The sequence below is a fragment of the Caulobacter sp. 602-1 genome, from assembly GCF_003931565.1.
Taxonomy (GTDB): domain Bacteria; phylum Pseudomonadota; class Alphaproteobacteria; order Caulobacterales; family Caulobacteraceae; genus Caulobacter.
Window position 1 is genome coordinate 106,379 of record NZ_RRYI01000002.1, and the last position, 17,447, is coordinate 123,825.

The following is a 17,447-nucleotide window of genomic DNA, read 5'->3' on the forward strand; positions in this document are numbered from 1 at the left end:
TTGAGCCGGCGGCTCGTCCGTCGGTGAAAACAACATGTGATCGGGACGAAAAGCGGAGTAGACGGGTAAATCGGCTTTCAGCGTTCCATTGGTGAGACAATCCATGGCCGTCGACCTCAACGACTACGTTCTGTTCGCCGAGGTGGTGGCGCACGGCGGCTTCGCGGCGGCGGGCCGGGCGCTGCGCCAGCCGAAGTCGACCCTCAGCCGTCGGATCGCCGCCCTCGAGGCGCGGCTGGGCGTGCGGCTGATCGAGCGCTCGACCCGCCGCTTCCGGGTGACCGAGGTCGGTCAGGCCTTCCACGAGCGCTGCCGCCTGCTGATGCTCGACGCCCAGCAGGCCGACGCCGTGGTCGCCGAGGCGCTGAGCGAGCCGCATGGGCTGGTGCGCTGCAGCTGTCCGGTCGGTCTGGTCGAGGCGCTGTCGCCGACCTTCCAGGCCTATATGGCGCGCTATCCGAAGGTGCGGCTGCAGATCGTGGCCGTCGATCGGCCGGTGGACCTGATCGCCGAGCGGATCGACCTGGCCATCCGCGTGCGCCTGACGCTGGACACCGACGCCGCCCTGACCCTGCGCACCCTGGGCCGCTCGACCCGCATCCTGGTGGCCGATCCCAAGCTGGCCATGCGTTGCGCCGGCCAGCCGCTGGCGGCGCTGTCTGACCTGCCGACCCTCAGCCCCACCGACCAGATCGGCGAACTGGAATGGGAGTTGCTCGACGCCGACGGCGAGGCGCGGACGGTCAAGCACACGCCGCGCATGACCTGCGGCGACTTCGGGGCCCTGCGCGACGCCGCCGCCGCCGGCCTGGGCGTGGCCTTCCTGCCGGATCACGCTTGCCGCGACCTGCTGGAAGCCGGGCGGCTGGTGCGGGTGTTCCCCGACTGGAGCAGCCGGGTCGGCATCGTCCACGTGGTCTTCACCACGCGGCGCGGTCTGCCGCCGTCGGTGCGCGCGCTGATCGATCAGCTGGCGGACGCGTTCCGGCGCGGTGGGATCACCGACTAGTCAGGGCTTCCAGCTCCGTCAGCGCCCGGCTCAAGGTCGCCCGCTTGGCCGCGGCGCCGAGCGAGACCCGCAGACCCTCGCCGACCGCGCCCGGCGCCCGAAAGGCCTCGGCCCCGACCAGAGCCAGGCCGCGATCCCTGGCGGCCGGCGTCGCGGTCGCGCCGGGCAGCCAGACGTGCAGGCTCTCGGGCCCGCCCAGCGCCGCCGGCAGCAGCTCGGCCGCGAGGGCGCGGCGGGCGACGGCTTCCTCGCGCACGCCCTCCAGGATGCGGGTCGCGACGCCGTCGCGGATCCAGTGGGTCACCACGGCCGCCATCAGCGGCGCGGGCATCTGGGCGATGGCGTGGAGGGCCTGGGCCGCGCCTTCCGCCTGCCCCGGTGGCGCGACGATATAGGCCAGGCGCAGGCCGGGCGAGAGCGCCTTGGCGGTCGTGGCGATATGGAACACGCCCTCGGGCCACAGGGCGGCGAGAGCGGGGAGGGGCGCGGTCGGCAAGAGGCCATAGGCGTCGTCCTCGAGGATGGTCACGCCGGCCGCGCGGGCGATCGCCACGACCGCGTCGCGCCGCGCCAGACCCATGGTCGCCGCCGTCGGGTTCTGGAAGGTCGGGGTGCAGCACAGCAGGCGCGGGCGATGCCGGGCGATCAGCCGATCCAGAGCTTCGGGCTCCAGCCCTTCGGCGTCCATCGGGCAGGCTACAACGGTCAGGCCGCGCCGGGCGGCGGTGGCCAGCAGGCCCGGATAGGCGAAAGCCTCGGCCAGGATCGTGTCTCCCGGCGTCGTCAGATGGTCCAGCAGGGCCGACAACGCCGTCTGGGCGCCGCTGGCGACGATCACCCGCGCGGGATCGACCTCGCCGAGGCTTGGAGCCAGCCAGGCCGCGCCGGCCGCGCGCTGGGCCAGGGAGCCCGCGCCCGGGTGGTAGGCCATCAAGGTCGCCGGATCGGTGCGAGCCAGGATCGCGCCGGTCGCCTCGCGCAGCAGAGCGCCAAGGTTCAGTCCCGCCGGCGGCGGCGGCAGGTTCATCGACAGGTCGACCAACCCCGCCTCGTCCTCGACCGCGCGGGAGCGGATGAAGGTGCCGCGCCCGGCGGTTCCCTCGATCAGCCCCCGCTCGCGGGCCAGGGCGTAGGCGCGGGTCACCGTGGTGAAGTCGATCCCGACCAGCCGGGCGACCTCGCGCTGGGCCGGAATCTGGTCGCCGGCCTGCAGCTCGCCTTCGGCCACGGCCTGCTCGAGCGCCGTGGCGAGGCGGCGATAGGCGGGACCATCCAGGGTCTCGATACGGCGCAACCATGCGGCGGCCGGATTCGGTGATCCCTTAGTTGCGGACATGGCTCGATATCCATACATTGATCGCACAATGTATGGAACAATCCTGCGATTGTAGGAAGGGGCCTCCGATGGCCGACTATGAAGTTTACGACTCGCCGACGCCAATCGAGGCCGGCTTCAAGTGCTGCTGCCCGCGCTGCGGCGAAGGCAAGCTGTTCGGCGGCTTCCTGAAGCTGGCGCCGAAATGCGATCGCTGCGGCCTGGACTACAGCTTCGCCGATCCGGCCGACGGCCCCGCCTTCTTCGTGATGAGCGGCATCGGCATCGTGGTGATCGGCATCTTCGCCTGGGTCGAGGTGGCCTATCACCCGCCGCTGTGGGTGCATCTGGTGACGGTGTTCCCCGCCCTGATCATCGGCTGCCTGGCGACCCTGCGCCCGGTGAAGAGCTGGCTGGTCGCCTCGCAATATATCAACAAGGCCGAGGAAGGCCGCTTCGAGAGCCTGGGCCGCCACGACTTCGACTCGCGGCGGCTCTAAGGGGCTGGGGGCTAGACCCCCAGCGACCCGGCCACCTGACGCGTGGCCGCGTTCAGGCGGTTCCAGACATTGATCGCCGAGATGCTGATCAGCAGGCCCGCCAGCGCCTTTTCGTCATAGTGACGAGCGGCCTCGTCCCAGACCTCGTCGGACACCGGATCGGCCTTGTCGGCGACGCGGGTCACGGCTTCGGCCAGGGCCAGGGCGGCGCGTTCGGCCTCGGTGAAGTAGGGCGTGTCGCGCCAGCCGGCGACGGTGGCCACGCGTTCGGGGCTCTGGCCGGACTTGAGGGCGCCGCGGGCGTGCATCTCCAGGCAGACGCCGCAGCCGTTGATCTGGCTGACGCGCAGGTGCAGCAGTTCGTGCAGGGTTTCCGGCACGCCCTCGACATGGGCGGACCTGGACAGCGCCATCATCGCCTTCATGGCGTCGGGCAGCAGGTGAGCGGGCTGGGTCATCCTGGCGTTCATTTGGCGGGCTTGCATCGGTCTTGCTCCTTGCGGTTTGGCGACGCCGCCGGTCACATCCGGCGGCTTGCGTTCGTCGAAGAGGTGACGAAGCCCGACGGAGCGATGTGACCGATGCCGCAAGAAAATGTCCTGGCCGACCGTTTCGAGGCTGATCGGGCGCGTCTGCGCGGCGTGGCCTACCGGATGCTGGGCTCGCTGCCCGAGGCCGAGGACGCCGTGCAGGAGGCCTGGCTGCGGTTGTCACGGTCGGGCGCCGACGGCGTCGACAATCTGTCGGCCTGGCTGACCACGGTCACCTCGCGCGTCTGCCTGGACATGTTGCGGTCGAGAAAATCCCGTCGCGAGGACGCGCTGGATGGCGGGATCGAGCCCTCGGTCAGCGGCGAGGACGCGGTCGAGCGCGAGACGATCCTGGCCGACTCCGTGGGGCTGGCCCTGCTGGTGGTGCTGAAAGCCCTGAGCCCCGCCGAGCGGATCGCCTTCGTGCTGCACGACCTGTTCGACATGCCCTTCGAGCAGATCGCCCCGATCGTCGAACGCACCCCCGAAGCCGCTCGCCAGTTGGCCAGCCGCGCCCGTCGCCGGGTGCGCGGCGGCGAGGCGTCGCTGGACGCGGCTCAGACCGCGCAGAAGAGCGTGGTCGACGCCTTCCTGCTGGCCTCGCGCACCGGTGACCTGGCGGGACTGATGGCCGTGCTGGCGCCGAACGTTGTGGTCCGCTCCGACGTCCTGGGCGGCGGCGGTCAGGTCCGCGAGCTGCGCGGCGCCGAGAAGGTGGCCAATTTCTACAACGGCCTGGCCCAGACCGCCCGCACGGCCCTGGTCGACGGCGCGATCGGCGCTGTGGTGGCGCCGCTGGGCCAGCTGACCCGCGTGCTCGACTTCCGCGTCGAAAACGGCCGGATCGTCGAGATCTTCGTCGCCGGCGATCCGGCCCGCCTGGACGCCGTCGAAGTGGCGATGGTCTAGCCTATTTCAGCAGCAACTGCCCACGCCGCGACAGCTCGTCCTTGATCTTGCCGGCGGCCATGCCCAGCAGACCGGGAAGGCTGATGTCGAGGCGGGCGTGGTCCTCCAGCACCTGGACGACGCCGGTGATGGTCGAGCCCATGGCCACGGCCGAGAAGTTCAGCACGTCGCCGGCCCAGCTCTGGGTGAAGCCCTTGGCGTCGCCGCCGGGGATCTGGCCGGCCAGCTGCGCCAGGCCTTGCTCCAGGCGGCGCTTGGCCTCGGCCGCGCCCAGCTGGTGGGGGATGTTGATGCTGACGGTCTTGGCCATGGGGGCGGTCCTTTCGAAGTCCTTCGGCGAAACGCGGTCAACCGAAGCCTGGCTGCATACGTCCGATTCTGGCGCAAGGCCAGGCCAAGGTCGTCGTCATCAGATGAGGCCCCTCATCGGACCGGGGAAAAGACATGACCGACTTCGCCATGACCCAGCCGTTCGCCCGTCGGGCCCGCTTCGTGCGTCCGGGCCGTCCGGGCGGCGTTCTCGGCGCCATCCACTATGCCGGCGTGCTGCTGGTCTGGCTGGCCCTGTTCGTCGTCGACCGCCCGCTGGCCCTGAAGGTGATGGCCGAGCGCCGCGCGGACTCGCCGATCCCGCGTCGCTGGGGCTGGTGATTTTGGGGGGCTGGTAGGACACCGCGAAACGCGGCATCCCTTCGGGCATGTCGATCGCTGTCTCCGTCCGCCCGGTTTCGCACCCGCTAAAGGCCCCGTTCCGCATCTCGCGCGGGGTCAAGACCGCCGCCGATGTGATCGAGGCGGTCGCCTCGGCTGACGGCCACGTCGGGCGCGGCGAGAGCGTGCCCTATGGCCGCTACGGCGAGACGGTCGACAGCGTGCTGGCCCAATTGGCGCCGGCCCTGGCCTCGACCGATGTGGAGGCCGCCTGCGCCGCACTGCCGCCTGGCGCCGCTCGCAACGCGCTGGATTTGGCGCTGTGGGACCTGCGGGCCAGGCGCACCGGGGTCAGCGTGGCCGCCGCCACCGGCCTGCCGATCCCCTCCGCCCTTGTGACCGCCGTGACCGTCAGCCTCGACACGCCCGAGGCCATGGGGGCGGCGGCCCGGGCCGTGGCCGACGCGCCGCTGATCAAGATCAAGCTGTCGGCCGAGGACCCCGCCGCCCGCCTGCGCGCTGTCGCGGCCGCCGCGCCCAATTCCCGCTTCATCGTCGACCCCAACGAGGGCTGGACCTTCGACATTCTCGACGGATTGAAATCCCTGCTGGCCGACCTGCCGATCGCTCTGGTCGAGCAGCCGCTGCCGGCCGACGCCGACCATGACCTCGAAGGCTGGGACCCGCCGTTCACGGTGTGCGCCGACGAGTCCGTCCATGTCGGCGGCGACCTGGCGGCGCTGAAGGGGCGCTACCAGGCGGTGAACCTCAAGCTGGACAAGACCGGCGGCCTGACCGAGGCGGTCGCCATGCTGAAGTCGGCCAAGGCGCTGGGCTTCCAGGTGATGACCGGCTGCATGGTCGCCTCGTCCCTGGGCGTCGCGCCGGCGCTGCATCTGGGCGGGGCCAGCGACTTCGCCGACCTCGACGGGCCATGGTGGCTGGCGACCGATCATCCCGGCGGCCTGCGGGTCGAGCGCGGCCGGATCACGCCGCCGAAGCCGGGTTTCTGGGGTGATGCGAAGGGGGCCGAGGGGCTCTGGCTGTAGCGGGCGGAATCTTTTTCGAGGTTTGGCGCGTATCTTGGTGACCAGACCCGAGGTCTCGCCATGCCGCTGCTCACCGTCCTCGCCATCAACGCCGCCGTTTCAGCGGTCGCCTTCCTGGCGCTCTGGCTGATCAGTCTGCGGATCAAGGACGTCAGCTTCATCGACGCCTGGTGGGGACCGGGCATGGCGCTGCTGGCCTGCAGCACCTTGCTGCAAGGACCTCCGAGCCCACATGGCCTGCTGCTGACAGGGCTCTGCGCCCTGTGGGCGGCGCGGCTGGGCGGCTATCTGTTCTGGCGCTGGCGCCAGCACGGGCCCGACCGGCGCTATGTCGCGATGATCGACCATGCGAAGACGCATCGCGGCTGGAGCTTCGCCAAGACCGCCCTGCTGTTGGTGTTCTCGCTGCAGTTCGCCCTGGGGTTCGTCGTCGCCCTGCCGGTGCAGCTGGGCCAGCAGGGCGGGCCGTTGGGACCGCTGGCCTTCGCGGGCGCGGCCCTGGCGGTCGTCGGGATTCTGTTCGAGACGATCGGCGACGCGCAGCTGACCCGCTTCAAGGCCGACCCGGCCAACGCCGGCAAGGTCATGGACCGGGGCCTGTGGCGCTACACCCGCCATCCGAACTATTTCGGCGACGCCTGCGTCTGGTGGGGGCTGTACCTGATCGCCGCCGAAACGGGCCTGGGGGCCTGGAGCCTGCCGGGGCCGATCCTGATCACCGTGCTGCTGACCCGCTGGAGCGGCGTGCCGACCACCGAGGGCAAGATGCGCAAGTCCAAGCCGGGCTATGAGGACTACGTGGCGCGCACCAGCGGGTTTGTGCCCTGGTTTCCGAAGAAGTCATGAGGAAACCCGCTCTCCCTATGGGAGAGGGAGTCAGGCCCCCAGCTTCTCGATCAGCGCCATCGCCGCGGCGGGGTTCCGCACCTTGGCCCCGGCGATGAAGTAGGCGAACACGTCGCCCCGTTCGGCCCATTTCCGGGCCTGCTTCACCACCCCGTCCAGCTCCTCCGACGTCATCCCGGTCGGCTCGTCCGGCTTGCTGGACATCAGGCGGGCGTAGGTGAAATCCGCCGTCGGCTGGTCGATGCAGGGCCAGGTCGGCTCCTCGTCGTCGACGGCGTAGACGATGGCCGCGCCGTACTGGGCGGCCAGGTCGTAGAATTCCTGGCAGGCGAAGGTCGGGCTGCGGACCTCCAGGGCGTGACGGAGCTGGACGCCCTTCCGCTCCTTCGGCAGTAATTTCAAGAATCCCTCGAAATCCGCCGCGTCGAACTTCTTGGTCGCCATGAACTGCCAGTTGATGGGACCCAGTTTGGGGCCCAGTTCCTCAAGCCCCTGGGACAGGAATTTTTCGAGGGAATCGTTGTTTTCGGACAGCACCTTGCGGTTGGTGCAGAAGCGGCTGGCCTTGACCGCGAACACGAAGTCGTCCGGCGTCTCGTCGCGCCACTTCTGCCAGCTGTTGAGCTTGAAGGTCGAATAGTAGGTGCCGTTGATCTCGATGCTGGTCAGCTTCGACGACGCGTATTTCAGCTCGTCCTTCTGCTTGAGATCGTCCGGGTAGAAGGTCCCGCGCCAGGGCTCGAACGTCCAGCCGCCGATGCCGGTTCGGATCTTGCCCATGCGAGGATGTTCCCTTGATGTTCTGGTAGCGCACCCTAGCAAAAGGAGCGCGGACGGCAAGCGCTGAGCAGATGCTCCCCCGCGGTGCGGGGGAGCTGTCGCGGAGCGACTGAGGGGGCTAACGCGGCGTAAGCGGAGTTCGCCCCCTCCGTCTCGATGCGTATTCGCATCGATCCACCTCCCCCTAATGGGGAGGAGAGATCAGCCCCTCAGCACTCCACTCTGTTCACCGACAGCCCCACCGCCAGACCGCCCATCGAGGTCTCCTTGTAGATCTCGTTCATGTCCTCGCCGGTGCGCTTCATGGTGGCGATGACCTTGTCGAGCGACACGGAATGCTGGCCGTCGCCGAGCAGGGCCAGGCGCGCGGCGTCGATGGCCTTGATGGCGCCCATGGCGTTGCGCTCGATGCAGGGGATCTGCACCAGGCCGCCGATCGGGTCGCAGGTCAGGCCAAGGTTGTGCTCCATGCCGATCTCGGCGGCGTTCTCGATCTGGGCGTTGGTGCCGCCCAGGGCCGCCGCGAGGCCGGCGGCGGCCATCGAGCAGGCCACGCCCACCTCGCCCTGGCAGCCGACCTCGGCGCCGCTGATCGAGGCGTTGCGCTTGTAGAGCGCGCCGATCGCCGCGGCGGTCAGCAGGAACACCCGGATCTGCTCGGGGCCGCCCTTGTGGAAGCGCACGAAGAACCGCAGCACGGCCGGGATCAGGCCCGCCGCGCCATTGGTCGGGGCGGTGACGACGCGGCCGCCGGCGGCGTTCTCCTCGTTGACCGCCATGGCCCACAGATTGACGAAGTCCATGGCCGCCAGCGGGTCGCTCATCTGGCGCTCCATCCGGCCGAGGATCGTCTGGTGGATCTGGTGGGCGCGGCGCTTGACGGCCAGGCCGCCGGGCAGGACGCCGTCCTGGCGCATGCCGCGATCGATGCAGGCCTCCATGGCCCCGAAGATGCGGTCGAGGCCGGCGTTCATCGCCCCCTCGTCCATCCGGGCTAGTTCGTTGGCGGCCATGACCTGGGCGATGGTCAGGCCGGCCTGCGCGGCGCGGTCCAGCAGGTCGGCGCCGCTCTCGAACGGGAAGGGGACGGCGGGGCCTTCCTCCGGCGGCGCGTTGCTGCCCATCTCGCGCTCGTCGCGCACGAAGCCGCCGCCGATCGAGAAATAGGTGCGCTCGGCGATCGGAAAGCCCGAACGATCGAAGGCTGTGAAGGTCAAGCCGTTGGGGTGTTGAGGTAGGCGCTCATGGCCCAGCCAGACGATGTCGCGGGCCTCGTCGAACTGGATGTCGATCTCGCTGTCCAGGAACAGCGATTGCGTCGCCTTTGTCTCCAGCAAAGCCGCCTCGCCAGCGTCGGGGTCGAGCGTGGCAGGGACGAACCCCATCAGGCCCAGGATCACGGCGCGGTCCGTGGCGTGGCCTCGGCCGGTCAGGGCCAGGGAGGCATAGAGCCGGACCTCGACCCGGGCCACGTCGGGCAGCTTACCCGCCTCGCGCAGCCGCCCGACGAACAACCCGGCGGCCGTCATCGGCCCCATGGTGTGGCTGCTCGACGGGCCGACGCCGAGTTTGAAGAGGTCGAAGACGGAGGCGGTCATGTCAGAAAACTTCGCGGATACAGCTTGTCATCCCGGAAGCCTCGAAGAGGCTGTCCGGGACTCAGGGGCGGGCGGCAGTGCGGCGGCCCCTGGGTCCCGGCTCTACGTTGCGCTCCGGCCGGGATGACAAGGCTGGAGCGTTTGAACGAGCTCTACTTCCGCTGCGCGGCGGTCTTGTCGCGCAGGGCCTTGAACTCCGAGCCCGCCTGCCACTGCGGCCAGACGCGGCTGTTGGCCAGGTCGTGGCCGATCTCGTAGACGAGGCCCAGGTCCATGGCCTGACCCGACAGGTCCCAGTCGGCCGACCATTCGTCCGCCGGCTGGTGGTAGCGCTTTTCGGTGTAGTCGGCCTCGGCCTTCTCGCCGGCTTCCTTGCCGCCCTTCACCAGGTCGTTGCCCGAGCCGATCGAGATGGCCGGCACGCCGCGCTTGGCGAACGGGAAGTGGTCCGAGCGGTAGAAGTGGCCGGCCTGCGGCACGGGATCCGGCGTGAAATAGCGGCCGTGCAGCTTGGCCTTGGCGACCAGCATGTCCTGCAGGTCGACCTTGCCGTCGCCCGAGGTGCCGATGTCCTTGGCCGGACCGGCGGCCGACAGGGCGTCGATATTGATGTCGCCGACCGTGGTCGCCAGCGGGAACAGCGGGTTGGCGCTGTAATATTCCGAGCCCAGCAGGCCCTTTTCCTCGGCGGTCACGGCCAGGAACAGGATCGAGCGCTGGGGCGCGGGCTGGCTCTTGAAGGCGCGGGCCAGTTCCAGCAGGGCGGCGATGCCGTCGGCGTTGTCGATGGCGCCGTTATAGATCCTGTCGCCGCGCGCGTCCGGCGCGCCGACGCCCAGATGGTCCCAGTGGCCGCTATAGATGATGGTCTCGTTGGGGAACTTGGTCCCGACGATGCGACCGGCGACGTTGTGCGAGGTGATGACCTCGTGCTTGACCTTGAAGTCGGCCGAGAAGGTCGCGCCCTTCAGCACCACCGGCTTGAAGTCGCGGGTCTGGGCCTGCTTTTTCAGGGCGTCGAAATCCAGGCCCGACTTCTTGAAGAGATCGGCGGCGACGTCGCGCTGGATCCAGGCTTCCATCGACGGGTGCGACTTGGCCGGCTCCTTGCGGACGATGTCGAACATCGTGTTGGTGTTGGAGTTCTTGACCGTGTTCCAGCCGTACGAGGCCGGAGCGGTTTCGTGGACGATCAGGACGCCGGCCGCGCCCTGGCGCGCGGCTTCTTCGTACTTGTAGGTCCAGCGGCCATAATAGGTCATGGCCTTGCCGCCGAAATCGCCGGAACCTGTCTCGAAGTCCGGATCGTTGATCAGCACGACCAGGACCTTGCCCTTCAGGTCCATGCCCTTGAAGTCGTCCCAGTTGCGCTCCGGCGCCTTGACGCCATAGCCGACGAAGACCAGCGGGGCGTCCTTGATCGAGACGCTGTCGACATTGGTCATGGCCGCGCGGATGGCGACCTGCTCGCCCTGGGTCAAGGCCTGCTTCTCGCCGCCGACCGTGACGCTGGCCGCGACCGGGCCGGCGATCTCGAACTTGCCCAGCGGCACGTTCTGGGTCCAGGCGCGCTTGCCGTCCTTTTGCAGGTCGCCGGCGGGGGAGAGGCCGATGGCCTTCATCTGGTCGACGATGTAGCCGACGGCCTTCTTCTCGCCCTCGGTGGCGGGGCCTCGGCCCTCGAACGCGTCGGACGACAGCACCTTGATGTGAGCCGAAAGCCTGGCGGGGTCGATCTTGGGCGCGTCCGCCGCGTGCGCCAGCATGGGCGCGGCGATCAGGGCGGTGGCGAGCAGCAGGCGTTTCATCTCAAGCCCCTCCAGGAGCAGATCTTGTCGTTGGGCGCGGACCCTAGAGGGAGACCCGGCGGCCGTCCACCGGCCAGCGTTCCAGCTTTTCGCCGTCCCACACATGCAGGGCGTCATAGAGATTGATGGTCGGATCGCAGTGGCCAGGCTGCAGCCAGACGAGGTCGCCAACCTTGGGCGCATCGGCGGGGATGGCGCGGTCGGGATCGGCGTCGGCGTCGGCCACGGCGCGGTCGAAGCCCAGCGGATCGCGGCCGCCGGCCTTCAGCACGTCGATCAGGGCCGGGTGGGCGATCATGCCGTGCTCGTCGCCCATCGGCCGCCAGAGGGAGCCCGGCGCGGCGCCGGCCACCACCCGGGCCGGCGGGCCGTCCATCGACACGGCCTTGAAGCCGGCGTCGACGGTGACGTGGCTCTTGTGGTTGGCCGAGACCACGGTGGAGGCGATGAACAGCGCCGGCTCGAACGCCCAGGCTTGGCCGTCCGGCGCGCCGCAGGCGTCGTACTCGACGTCCATGACCGCGTAGGACCCGGCCTGCAACTCGGTATAGACGCCCGAGGCCAGGTCGAAGACGTGGGTTCCGGTGCCGCCGCCCGTCACCACCGGCGGCGGCAGGCCGGCGGCGGTCAGTTCGGCGACCAGGGCTTTCAGCGTGGCGAAGGCGGCCTCGGCGGCGGTCTTGCGCAAGGTCAGGTCGTCCATGTGCTGCAGATGGCCGAGATAGGCCTGGATCCCCGCGAACCGCAGACCCGGCGCGGCGTCGGCGGCGCGGGCCAGTTTCAGGGCGTCCTTGGGATAGGCGCCGGCGCGGTGGGTGCCAAGGTCGAGATCGACCACCAGATCCAGCGTGACGCCGGCCGCGACGGCCGCGTCGGACAGGCGGTCGATCTGGCCCTCGTCGTCGGCGACAGCGCCGACGGTCGCGCCGGTCTTGGCCAGGGCCGCCAGGCGCGGCGGTCCCCAGGGCGGGACGGGGGCGGTGACCAGGACGTCGGTGATCCCGCCGGTCACATAGGCCTCGGCCTCTCCCACCGTCTGGCAGCACAGGCCGACGGCGCCGCCCTCGATGATCAGGCGGCCCAGGGTCGAGCACTTGTGGGTCTTGCCATGGGCCCGCAGGCGCACGCCGGCGGCGTCGCACAGGGCCTGCATGCGGGCGAGGTTGCGGGTCAGCGCCGCGCGGTCGACGACCAGGAGAGGCGTCTGGGGGAGGTGCTCGGCGCTTGGAAGTTTCATGTCGTCCCCAATCCTCCTCTTGTCATCTCATCCCGGCCGCAGCGAAGCGGAGAGCCTCCGTGAGGCGTCCGGGAAGACAAGGATTATGTTGCTTAGAGTTCGCCCTGAAGCACCTGCGCGAACAACCCCGGATCCACGTTTCCGCCCGACAGCACGATGGCCGCCGCCTTGCCCTTCAGGTCGATCTTTCCGGTCAGCGCCGCGGTCAGGGCCACGCAGCCGCCGGGTTCGACGACCAGTTTCAGCACCGAGAAGGCGTAACGCATCGCCTCGGCCACCTCGGCGTCGGTGACCGCGGCGATCCCGCTCAGCGTCTTGCTGTTGATCGCCCAGGTCAGCTCGCCCGGGATCGGGGTCAGCAGGGCGTCACAGAACGAGCGGGCGTCGTTGTCGATGGTCTCGCGCCGGCCGCTCTCCAGCGAGCGGCGGGTCTCGTCGAAGCCGGCGGGTTCGGCGCCCCAGACCTCCGTGGACGGAGAAAGCGCCTTCACGGCCGTGCTGGTCCCGGCGATCAGGCCGCCGCCGCCGACCGGCGACAGCACGCGGTTCAGTTCCGCGCCTCGGGCCCGGGCCTGCTCGACGATCTCGATCCCCAGCGTGCCTTGTCCGGCGATGATGTGCGGATCGTCGTAGGACGGCACGACCGTGCAACCGCGCTCGGCGGCGATCTGGTCGGCGATGGCGACACGGTCCTCGGTGAAGCGGTCGTAGAAGCGGATCTCGGCCCCGAAGCCCCGGGTGCCCTCGACCTTCACGGCCGGCGAGTCCGACGGCATGACGATCAGGGCCGGGATCTCCAGCAGCTTGGCCGCCAGGGCCACGCCCTGGGCGTGGTTGCCGGACGAGAAGGCCACGACGCCCCGCGCCTTCTCCGCGTCGTTCAACTGACTGAGCCGGTTATAGGCGCCCCGGAACTTGAAGGCCCCGGCCCGCTGCAGGGTCTCGGGCTTCAGGAAGATCCGCCCGCCCAGGCGTTCGTTCAGCGCGGGGCTCTCGATCAGCGGGGTCTCGACGGCCAGGCCCTTCAGGCGTCCGGCGGCGGCTTGGATGTCGGTGAGCGCGATGGTCATGCCCCCTGGTCTAGGGGTTGCGGCCGCGCTTTTGAAGCGCCGCCGCCGCATCCTGGCGCAGCCATTCGAAAGGCCGCGCCTGAAACACTTTGCGACAATGACCGTTCGCTCCATATAGGGCTGGGCAATCTGTTCAGGACAACTCGATGAAGACCGCCATGTTCGCCGCCTTGGGCTCCCTCGCGCTTGGGGGCGCGGGGCTGGGGTTCGCCGCTCCAGCGATGGCCGGAGAGGCCTTCGTCGGGGTCTACAAGCACGACGTGACCTTCATCGGTAAGGCCGTGGGCCTGGGCGCCGCCGGGCGCGAGGGCGGCGCCGACATCCACCTTGGCTACCGCACCGACAAGCTGGAAAACCTGCGCTGGCTCGGCAAGCCGCAGGTCCACACGATGGTGTCGATCAACACCAAAAACACCTCGAATTTCGTGGCCGCCGGCTTCGACTGGAAGGTGGATTTCGGCCAGCCGGGCGGCTTCTACCTGCGCCCCGGCATGGGCCTGGCCTATACCGACGGCAAGGCCAAGCTGCCGCCGGCCAACGCGCCAGGCCTCAGCGACGAGGAGCGGGCGCGCCGCACCTATCTCTATTATCACCGCATCGAATTCGGCTCGCACGTGCTCTTCGAGCCGGAGCTGGCCCTGGGCTACCAGGTCAGCGACAAGCTGTCGGTCGAGCTGTCCTACACCCACCTGTCGAACGGCCAGATCTTCCACCAAGGGAAGAACCAGGGGCTTGACGACGCGGGGGTTCGGCTGGTTTACGCCTTCTGACTTCGCGCGGGGTCGATTTGACCGATCGCGCGGCGCCGCCCAAAACTGATTGAACGTCCGGGGTCGAGTCCTGTCGAAGGACCCCGCGACGTCACCCGGCAGGCGACAAGGCATATCTCCACCATGGCAAACGTGACCGTTGTCGGCGCCCAGTGGGGCGACGAAGGCAAGGGCAAGATCGTCGACTGGCTCAGCAACCGAGCCGATGTCGTCGTGCGCTTCCAGGGCGGCCACAACGCCGGCCACACGCTGGTGGTGGACGGCAAGGTCTACAAGCTGGCCCTGCTGCCCTCGGGCGTCGTCCAAGGCAAGCTGTCGGTGATCGGCACAGGCGTCGTGGTCGATCCCTGGCACCTGCTCTCGGAGATCGACAAGATCGCCGACCAGGGCGTAGCGATCACCCCCGACCTGCTGATCCTGGCCGACAACGCCTGCCTGATCCTGCCGCTGCACAAGGACCTGGACCAGGCGCGCGAGGCCGCCTCGACCCAGAAGATCGGCACCACCGGCCGCGGCATCGGTCCGGCCTATGAGGACAAGGTCGGCCGCCGCGCCATCCGCGTCGCCGACCTGGCCGATCCGGAAGCCCTGAAGCCGAAGATCGAGCGCCTGCTCAGCCACCACGGCGCCCTGCGTCGCGGCCTGAACCTGCCGGAGGCGAGCGCGCAAGAGCTGTTCGACGCCCTGATGGCGCTGGCCCCGCGCATCCTGCCCTACGCCCAGCCGGCGTGGCGGGTGCTGGACCAGGCCCACAAGGCCGGCCGCAAGATTCTGTTCGAGGGCGCCCAGGGCGCTCTGCTGGACGTCGACCACGGCACCTATCCGTTCGTCACTTCGTCCAACACCGTGGCGGGCCAGGCCTCGGCCGGCTCGGGCATGGGGCCGGCGGCGACCGGCTTCGTGCTGGGCATCGTCAAGGCCTACACCACCCGCGTGGGCGAAGGCCCGTTCCCGGCCGAGCTGTTCGACGAGGTCGGCAAGCACCTGTCGACCGTGGGCCGCGAGGTCGGCGTCAACACCGGCCGCGCCCGTCGCTGCGGCTGGTTCGACTCGGTGCTGGTGCGCCAGTCGGTGGCCATCAACGGCATCCACGGCGTGGCCCTGACCAAGCTGGACGTGCTGGATGGGCTGGAGACCCTGAAGATCTGCGTCGGCTACAGGATCGGCGACAAGGTCGTCGACTACCTGCCTGCCGGCCTGCGCGACCAGGCCGCGGCCACGCCGGTCTACGAGGAGATCGCCGGCTGGACCGAAAGCACCGCCGGCGCCCGCTCGTTCAAGGACCTCAACGCCAACGCCATCAAGTATGTGCGCCGGGTCGAGGAACTGATCGGCGCGCCGGTCGCCCTGTTGTCGACCAGCCCCGAGCGCGACGACACCATCCTTATGCGCGACCCCTTCCAGGGGTAGCGGGGCCTGATGCGCGCCCCCTTCCAGGGATAGGGTCACCGTCCATCGGGCGCCCTACCCACGGCGGGGGCCCGCCGCCGAAAAAGGCGGACAGGCTTTCACATCGTAAACGATTGTGAACCTTGTTCGCCCAAGTTCCGCCGCGAGAACTACCGGGAGAGGACGGCGGGTGGGGCTGAGAGACTTTCTCGACGACGGACGCGAAGGCGCTTCGCTCATGATGAGTCGGCGCAGCCGCGTCGCGCGCCTGGCCGTCACCGCCCTGGTGGGCGGGTTGCTGACCTTTCACTTCGGCGCCGGGCCGGCCTTGGCCTGGGGCGCGGTGAATCTCGTCCTTGAAGGCTGGCTCGTCTATCTGCAGATGGTCTTCGAACCGCGCCAGACCGGGCGCACGCCGCTGGCTCTGCGGGTGGGGCCGCCGGCCTGCTTCACGCTGGCCTGGTCGATCATGGCCGGCCTGAGCGCGGTGCACGGTCCGATAGCGATGAAGTTCGCCGCCGTGCTCATTCTGTTCGGGCTCGTGGTCGAGGGGCTGAAATACGCCACGGTCAGTTGGGCGGCCATGCTCGCCATCCTGCCCGGGCCGTTCGGCGCCCTGATCCTGGTGGGCCTCGTGGCCAAGCGCTTCACCGTCTGGGACAAGGCCGTGGTCCTCGTGACGATCGCGGGCCTGATCGGCTACGCCATCGACGCGGTGCGCGTGATGCGCAAGTCCGCCCAGGCCCTGGAACGCGCCGAGGCCGAGGCCCTGGACGCCAGCCGCGCCAAGTCGGCCTTCCTGGCGATGATGAGCCACGAACTGCGCACCCCGATGAATGGCGTGCTGGGCATGGCCCATGCCCTGCGCGCCACCGACCTGGACGCGCGCCAAGGCGGCTATCTGGAGATGATCGAGCAGTCGGGCCACGGCCTGATGACCATCCTCAACGACATCCTCGACCTGTCGAAGGTCGAAGCCGGCAAGCTGGCCCTGGACGTCGCGCCGTTCGATATCCGCAAGTCGGTCTCCCAGATCCGCCTGGTCTGGCGCGAGACCGCGCTGTTGAAGGGCGTCGAGTTGGCGGTGGAGATCGATCCGGCGACGCCGACCTGGCTGGCGGGCGACGACATCCGCGTGCGCCAGATCCTGCGCAACCTGATTTCCAACGCCCTGAAGTTCACCGACGCCGGCCGGGTGGTCATCCGCGTCGCGCCGTGCGGGCGTGAAGCGGGCGAGGGGATCACCCTGTCCGTCTCCGACACCGGCGTGGGCATGGACGCCGCCCAGGTCGACCAGCTCTTCACCCCGTTCGTCCAGGGCGACCGCACGATCACCCGCCGGTTCGGCGGCACCGGCCTGGGTCTGGCCATCTGCCGGCGTCTGGCCGAGCAGATGGGGGGCGAGATCGGCGTCGAGAGCACGCCGGGCCAGGGCTCGACCTTCACCGCCCGCCTGCCGCTGGCCGCCGCCACGGCGCCGGACGACGTGCTGGATGGCGACGTCGCCGCCGACCTGACCGGCGCGCGCGTGCTGGTCGTCGACGACAACACCATCAACCAGACCGTGGCCCGCGCCATCCTGGAGGCCGCGGGAGTCCAGGTTGCGACCGCCGCCAGCGGCCACACGGCCCTGGCCCGCCTGCGGGTCGAGGACTTCGACGTCGTGCTGATGGACGTCCACATGCCGGTGATGGACGGCGTCGAGGCCGTGCGCCGCATCCGCGCGGGCGAGGGCGGCCGGATCGACCTGCCGGTGGTGGCCCTGACCGCCGACGCCATGGTCGGCGACGCCGAGCGTCTGATGGCCCAGGGCTTCGATGACGCCCATCCCAAGCCGATCCAGCCGGCTGGTCTGCTGATGACGGTGGCCAGGCTGCGCGGCGCGGCGACGGCGCCCGAAGCGCTGAAGGCCGCGAGCTAGCGTCTATCCCGGGCGCGCCGGTGGGAAGGCTGTCCTCAGGTGTTCCAGCAAGGCAGAGGGCGCCG

The 17,447-nt window shown here is 69.5% G+C and carries 17 protein-coding genes; 9 read left to right on the forward strand and 8 right to left on the reverse strand.

Features of this window, described 5'->3' with window-relative positions; genetic code table 11:
- Nucleotides 1-103 precede the first annotated feature (103 nt).
- A complete protein-coding gene (locus EIK80_RS05260; protein ID WP_125155943.1) occupies nt 104-1,009 on the forward strand; it encodes a LysR substrate-binding domain-containing protein in 906 nt (301 codons plus the stop codon).
- Here EIK80_RS05260 and EIK80_RS05265 read toward each other — a convergent pair.
- Nucleotides 999-2,363 carry a PLP-dependent aminotransferase family protein gene (locus tag EIK80_RS05265; RefSeq protein ID WP_199743389.1) on the reverse strand — a complete coding sequence of 455 codons (1,365 nt, stop codon included), beginning with the start codon at nt 2,361-2,363 and terminating at the stop codon, nt 999-1,001. The genes EIK80_RS05260 and EIK80_RS05265 overlap by 11 nt on opposite strands.
- Nucleotides 2,364-2,413: 50 nt before the next feature.
- On the opposite strand from EIK80_RS05265, the gene EIK80_RS05270 reads away from it, so the two are divergent.
- Entirely contained in the window at nt 2,414-2,824 is a 411-nt protein-coding gene (locus tag EIK80_RS05270; protein ID WP_125155945.1) for a DUF983 domain-containing protein, read from the forward strand.
- 11 nt (nt 2,825-2,835) lie between these two features.
- Here the strand turns inward: EIK80_RS05270 and EIK80_RS05275 are convergent, their stop codons facing one another.
- Nucleotides 2,836-3,309, reverse strand: a complete 474-nt coding sequence (locus tag EIK80_RS05275; protein WP_199743390.1) for a carboxymuconolactone decarboxylase family protein — start codon at nt 3,307-3,309, stop codon at nt 2,836-2,838.
- A gap of 96 nt (nt 3,310-3,405) precedes the next feature.
- Here EIK80_RS05275 and EIK80_RS05280 point away from each other — a divergent pair, with 96 nt between their 5' ends.
- Nucleotides 3,406-4,263, forward strand: coding sequence for a sigma-70 family RNA polymerase sigma factor (locus EIK80_RS05280; protein ID WP_125155946.1), 858 nt, complete (start codon nt 3,406-3,408; stop codon nt 4,261-4,263).
- 1 nt (nt 4,264) lies between these two features.
- On the opposite strand, the gene EIK80_RS05285 is transcribed toward EIK80_RS05280, so the two are convergent.
- On the reverse strand, nt 4,265-4,573 hold the full coding sequence (locus tag EIK80_RS05285) for a polyhydroxyalkanoic acid system family protein (protein ID WP_125155947.1): 309 nt from the start codon (nt 4,571-4,573) through the stop codon (nt 4,265-4,267).
- A gap of 134 nt (nt 4,574-4,707) precedes the next feature.
- Here EIK80_RS05285 and didA point away from each other — a divergent pair, with 134 nt between their 5' ends.
- From didA to EIK80_RS05300, 3 genes are read left to right on the forward strand one after another with little or no spacing between them, the layout of a single operon-like run.
- Nucleotides 4,708-4,914 (forward strand): DNA damage-induced SOS-independent cell division inhibitor A, encoded by a 207-nt coding sequence (gene didA, locus EIK80_RS05290; RefSeq protein ID WP_125155948.1) that lies wholly within the window; start codon nt 4,708-4,710, stop codon nt 4,912-4,914.
- A 47-nt stretch (nt 4,915-4,961) separates the two neighbouring features.
- Entirely contained in the window at nt 4,962-5,963 is a 1,002-nt protein-coding gene (locus tag EIK80_RS05295; RefSeq protein ID WP_125155949.1) for a dipeptide epimerase, read from the forward strand.
- A gap of 60 nt (nt 5,964-6,023) precedes the next feature.
- Nucleotides 6,024-6,809, forward strand: coding sequence for a DUF1295 domain-containing protein (locus EIK80_RS05300; RefSeq protein WP_125155950.1), 786 nt, complete (start codon nt 6,024-6,026; stop codon nt 6,807-6,809).
- 30 nt (nt 6,810-6,839) lie between these two features.
- Here the strand turns inward: EIK80_RS05300 and EIK80_RS05305 are convergent, their stop codons facing one another.
- From EIK80_RS05305 to EIK80_RS05325, 5 genes are all read right to left on the reverse strand, one after another.
- Nucleotides 6,840-7,589 carry a DUF72 domain-containing protein gene (locus EIK80_RS05305; RefSeq protein ID WP_233586445.1) on the reverse strand — a complete coding sequence of 250 codons (750 nt, stop codon included), beginning with the start codon at nt 7,587-7,589 and terminating at the stop codon, nt 6,840-6,842.
- Nucleotides 7,590-7,798: 209 nt separating this feature from the next.
- Nucleotides 7,799-9,187 (reverse strand): L-serine ammonia-lyase, encoded by a 1,389-nt coding sequence (locus tag EIK80_RS05310; protein ID WP_125155952.1) that lies wholly within the window; start codon nt 9,185-9,187, stop codon nt 7,799-7,801.
- A 152-nt stretch (nt 9,188-9,339) separates the two neighbouring features.
- Entirely contained in the window at nt 9,340-10,995 is a 1,656-nt protein-coding gene (locus EIK80_RS05315) for a M28 family metallopeptidase (RefSeq protein WP_125155953.1), read from the reverse strand.
- A gap of 43 nt (nt 10,996-11,038) precedes the next feature.
- Entirely contained in the window at nt 11,039-12,232 is a 1,194-nt protein-coding gene (locus tag EIK80_RS05320; RefSeq protein WP_125155954.1) for a DSD1 family PLP-dependent enzyme, read from the reverse strand.
- Between the two features lie 92 nt (nt 12,233-12,324).
- Nucleotides 12,325-13,302 carry a threonine/serine dehydratase gene (locus EIK80_RS05325; RefSeq protein ID WP_125155955.1) on the reverse strand — a complete coding sequence of 326 codons (978 nt, stop codon included), beginning with the start codon at nt 13,300-13,302 and terminating at the stop codon, nt 12,325-12,327.
- Nucleotides 13,303-13,448: 146 nt separating this feature from the next.
- Here EIK80_RS05325 and EIK80_RS05330 point away from each other — a divergent pair, with 146 nt between their 5' ends.
- The 3 genes from EIK80_RS05330 (at nt 13,449) to EIK80_RS26995 (ending at nt 17,382) form a co-directional block, all read left to right on the forward strand.
- Entirely contained in the window at nt 13,449-14,072 is a 624-nt protein-coding gene (locus EIK80_RS05330; protein ID WP_125155956.1) for an acyloxyacyl hydrolase, read from the forward strand.
- Between the two features lie 123 nt (nt 14,073-14,195).
- Entirely contained in the window at nt 14,196-15,482 is a 1,287-nt protein-coding gene (locus EIK80_RS05335) for an adenylosuccinate synthase (protein WP_125155957.1), read from the forward strand.
- Between the two features lie 217 nt (nt 15,483-15,699).
- Nucleotides 15,700-17,382, forward strand: a complete 1,683-nt coding sequence (locus tag EIK80_RS26995; RefSeq protein ID WP_370450196.1) for an ATP-binding protein — start codon at nt 15,700-15,702, stop codon at nt 17,380-17,382.
- Nucleotides 17,383-17,447: the final 65 nt, after the last annotated feature.

What these genes read in the sequence shown, in the direction of transcription:
- EIK80_RS05260 (WP_125155943.1), top strand. Translation starts at nt 104, where the DNA reads ATGGCCGTCGACCTCAACGACTACGTTCTGTTCGCCGAGGTGGTGGCG.
- EIK80_RS05265 (WP_199743389.1), bottom strand. Translation starts at nt 2,363, where the DNA reads ATGTATGGATATCGAGCCATGTCCGCAACTAAGGGATCACCGAATCCG.
- EIK80_RS05270 (WP_125155945.1), top strand. Translation starts at nt 2,414, where the DNA reads ATGGCCGACTATGAAGTTTACGACTCGCCGACGCCAATCGAGGCCGGC.
- EIK80_RS05275 (WP_199743390.1), bottom strand. Translation starts at nt 3,309, where the DNA reads ATGCAAGCCCGCCAAATGAACGCCAGGATGACCCAGCCCGCTCACCTG.
- EIK80_RS05280 (WP_125155946.1), top strand. Translation starts at nt 3,406, where the DNA reads ATGCCGCAAGAAAATGTCCTGGCCGACCGTTTCGAGGCTGATCGGGCG.
- EIK80_RS05285 (WP_125155947.1), bottom strand. Translation starts at nt 4,573, where the DNA reads ATGGCCAAGACCGTCAGCATCAACATCCCCCACCAGCTGGGCGCGGCC.
- didA (WP_125155948.1), top strand. Translation starts at nt 4,708, where the DNA reads ATGACCGACTTCGCCATGACCCAGCCGTTCGCCCGTCGGGCCCGCTTC.
- EIK80_RS05295 (WP_125155949.1), top strand. Translation starts at nt 4,962, where the DNA reads ATGTCGATCGCTGTCTCCGTCCGCCCGGTTTCGCACCCGCTAAAGGCC.
- EIK80_RS05300 (WP_125155950.1), top strand. Translation starts at nt 6,024, where the DNA reads ATGCCGCTGCTCACCGTCCTCGCCATCAACGCCGCCGTTTCAGCGGTC.
- EIK80_RS05305 (WP_233586445.1), bottom strand. Translation starts at nt 7,589, where the DNA reads ATGGGCAAGATCCGAACCGGCATCGGCGGCTGGACGTTCGAGCCCTGG.
- EIK80_RS05310 (WP_125155952.1), bottom strand. Translation starts at nt 9,187, where the DNA reads ATGACCGCCTCCGTCTTCGACCTCTTCAAACTCGGCGTCGGCCCGTCG.
- EIK80_RS05315 (WP_125155953.1), bottom strand. Translation starts at nt 10,995, where the DNA reads ATGAAACGCCTGCTGCTCGCCACCGCCCTGATCGCCGCGCCCATGCTG.
- EIK80_RS05320 (WP_125155954.1), bottom strand. Translation starts at nt 12,232, where the DNA reads ATGAAACTTCCAAGCGCCGAGCACCTCCCCCAGACGCCTCTCCTGGTC.
- EIK80_RS05325 (WP_125155955.1), bottom strand. Translation starts at nt 13,302, where the DNA reads ATGACCATCGCGCTCACCGACATCCAAGCCGCCGCCGGACGCCTGAAG.
- EIK80_RS05330 (WP_125155956.1), top strand. Translation starts at nt 13,449, where the DNA reads ATGAAGACCGCCATGTTCGCCGCCTTGGGCTCCCTCGCGCTTGGGGGC.
- EIK80_RS05335 (WP_125155957.1), top strand. Translation starts at nt 14,196, where the DNA reads ATGGCAAACGTGACCGTTGTCGGCGCCCAGTGGGGCGACGAAGGCAAG.
- EIK80_RS26995 (WP_370450196.1), top strand. Translation starts at nt 15,700, where the DNA reads ATGATGAGTCGGCGCAGCCGCGTCGCGCGCCTGGCCGTCACCGCCCTG.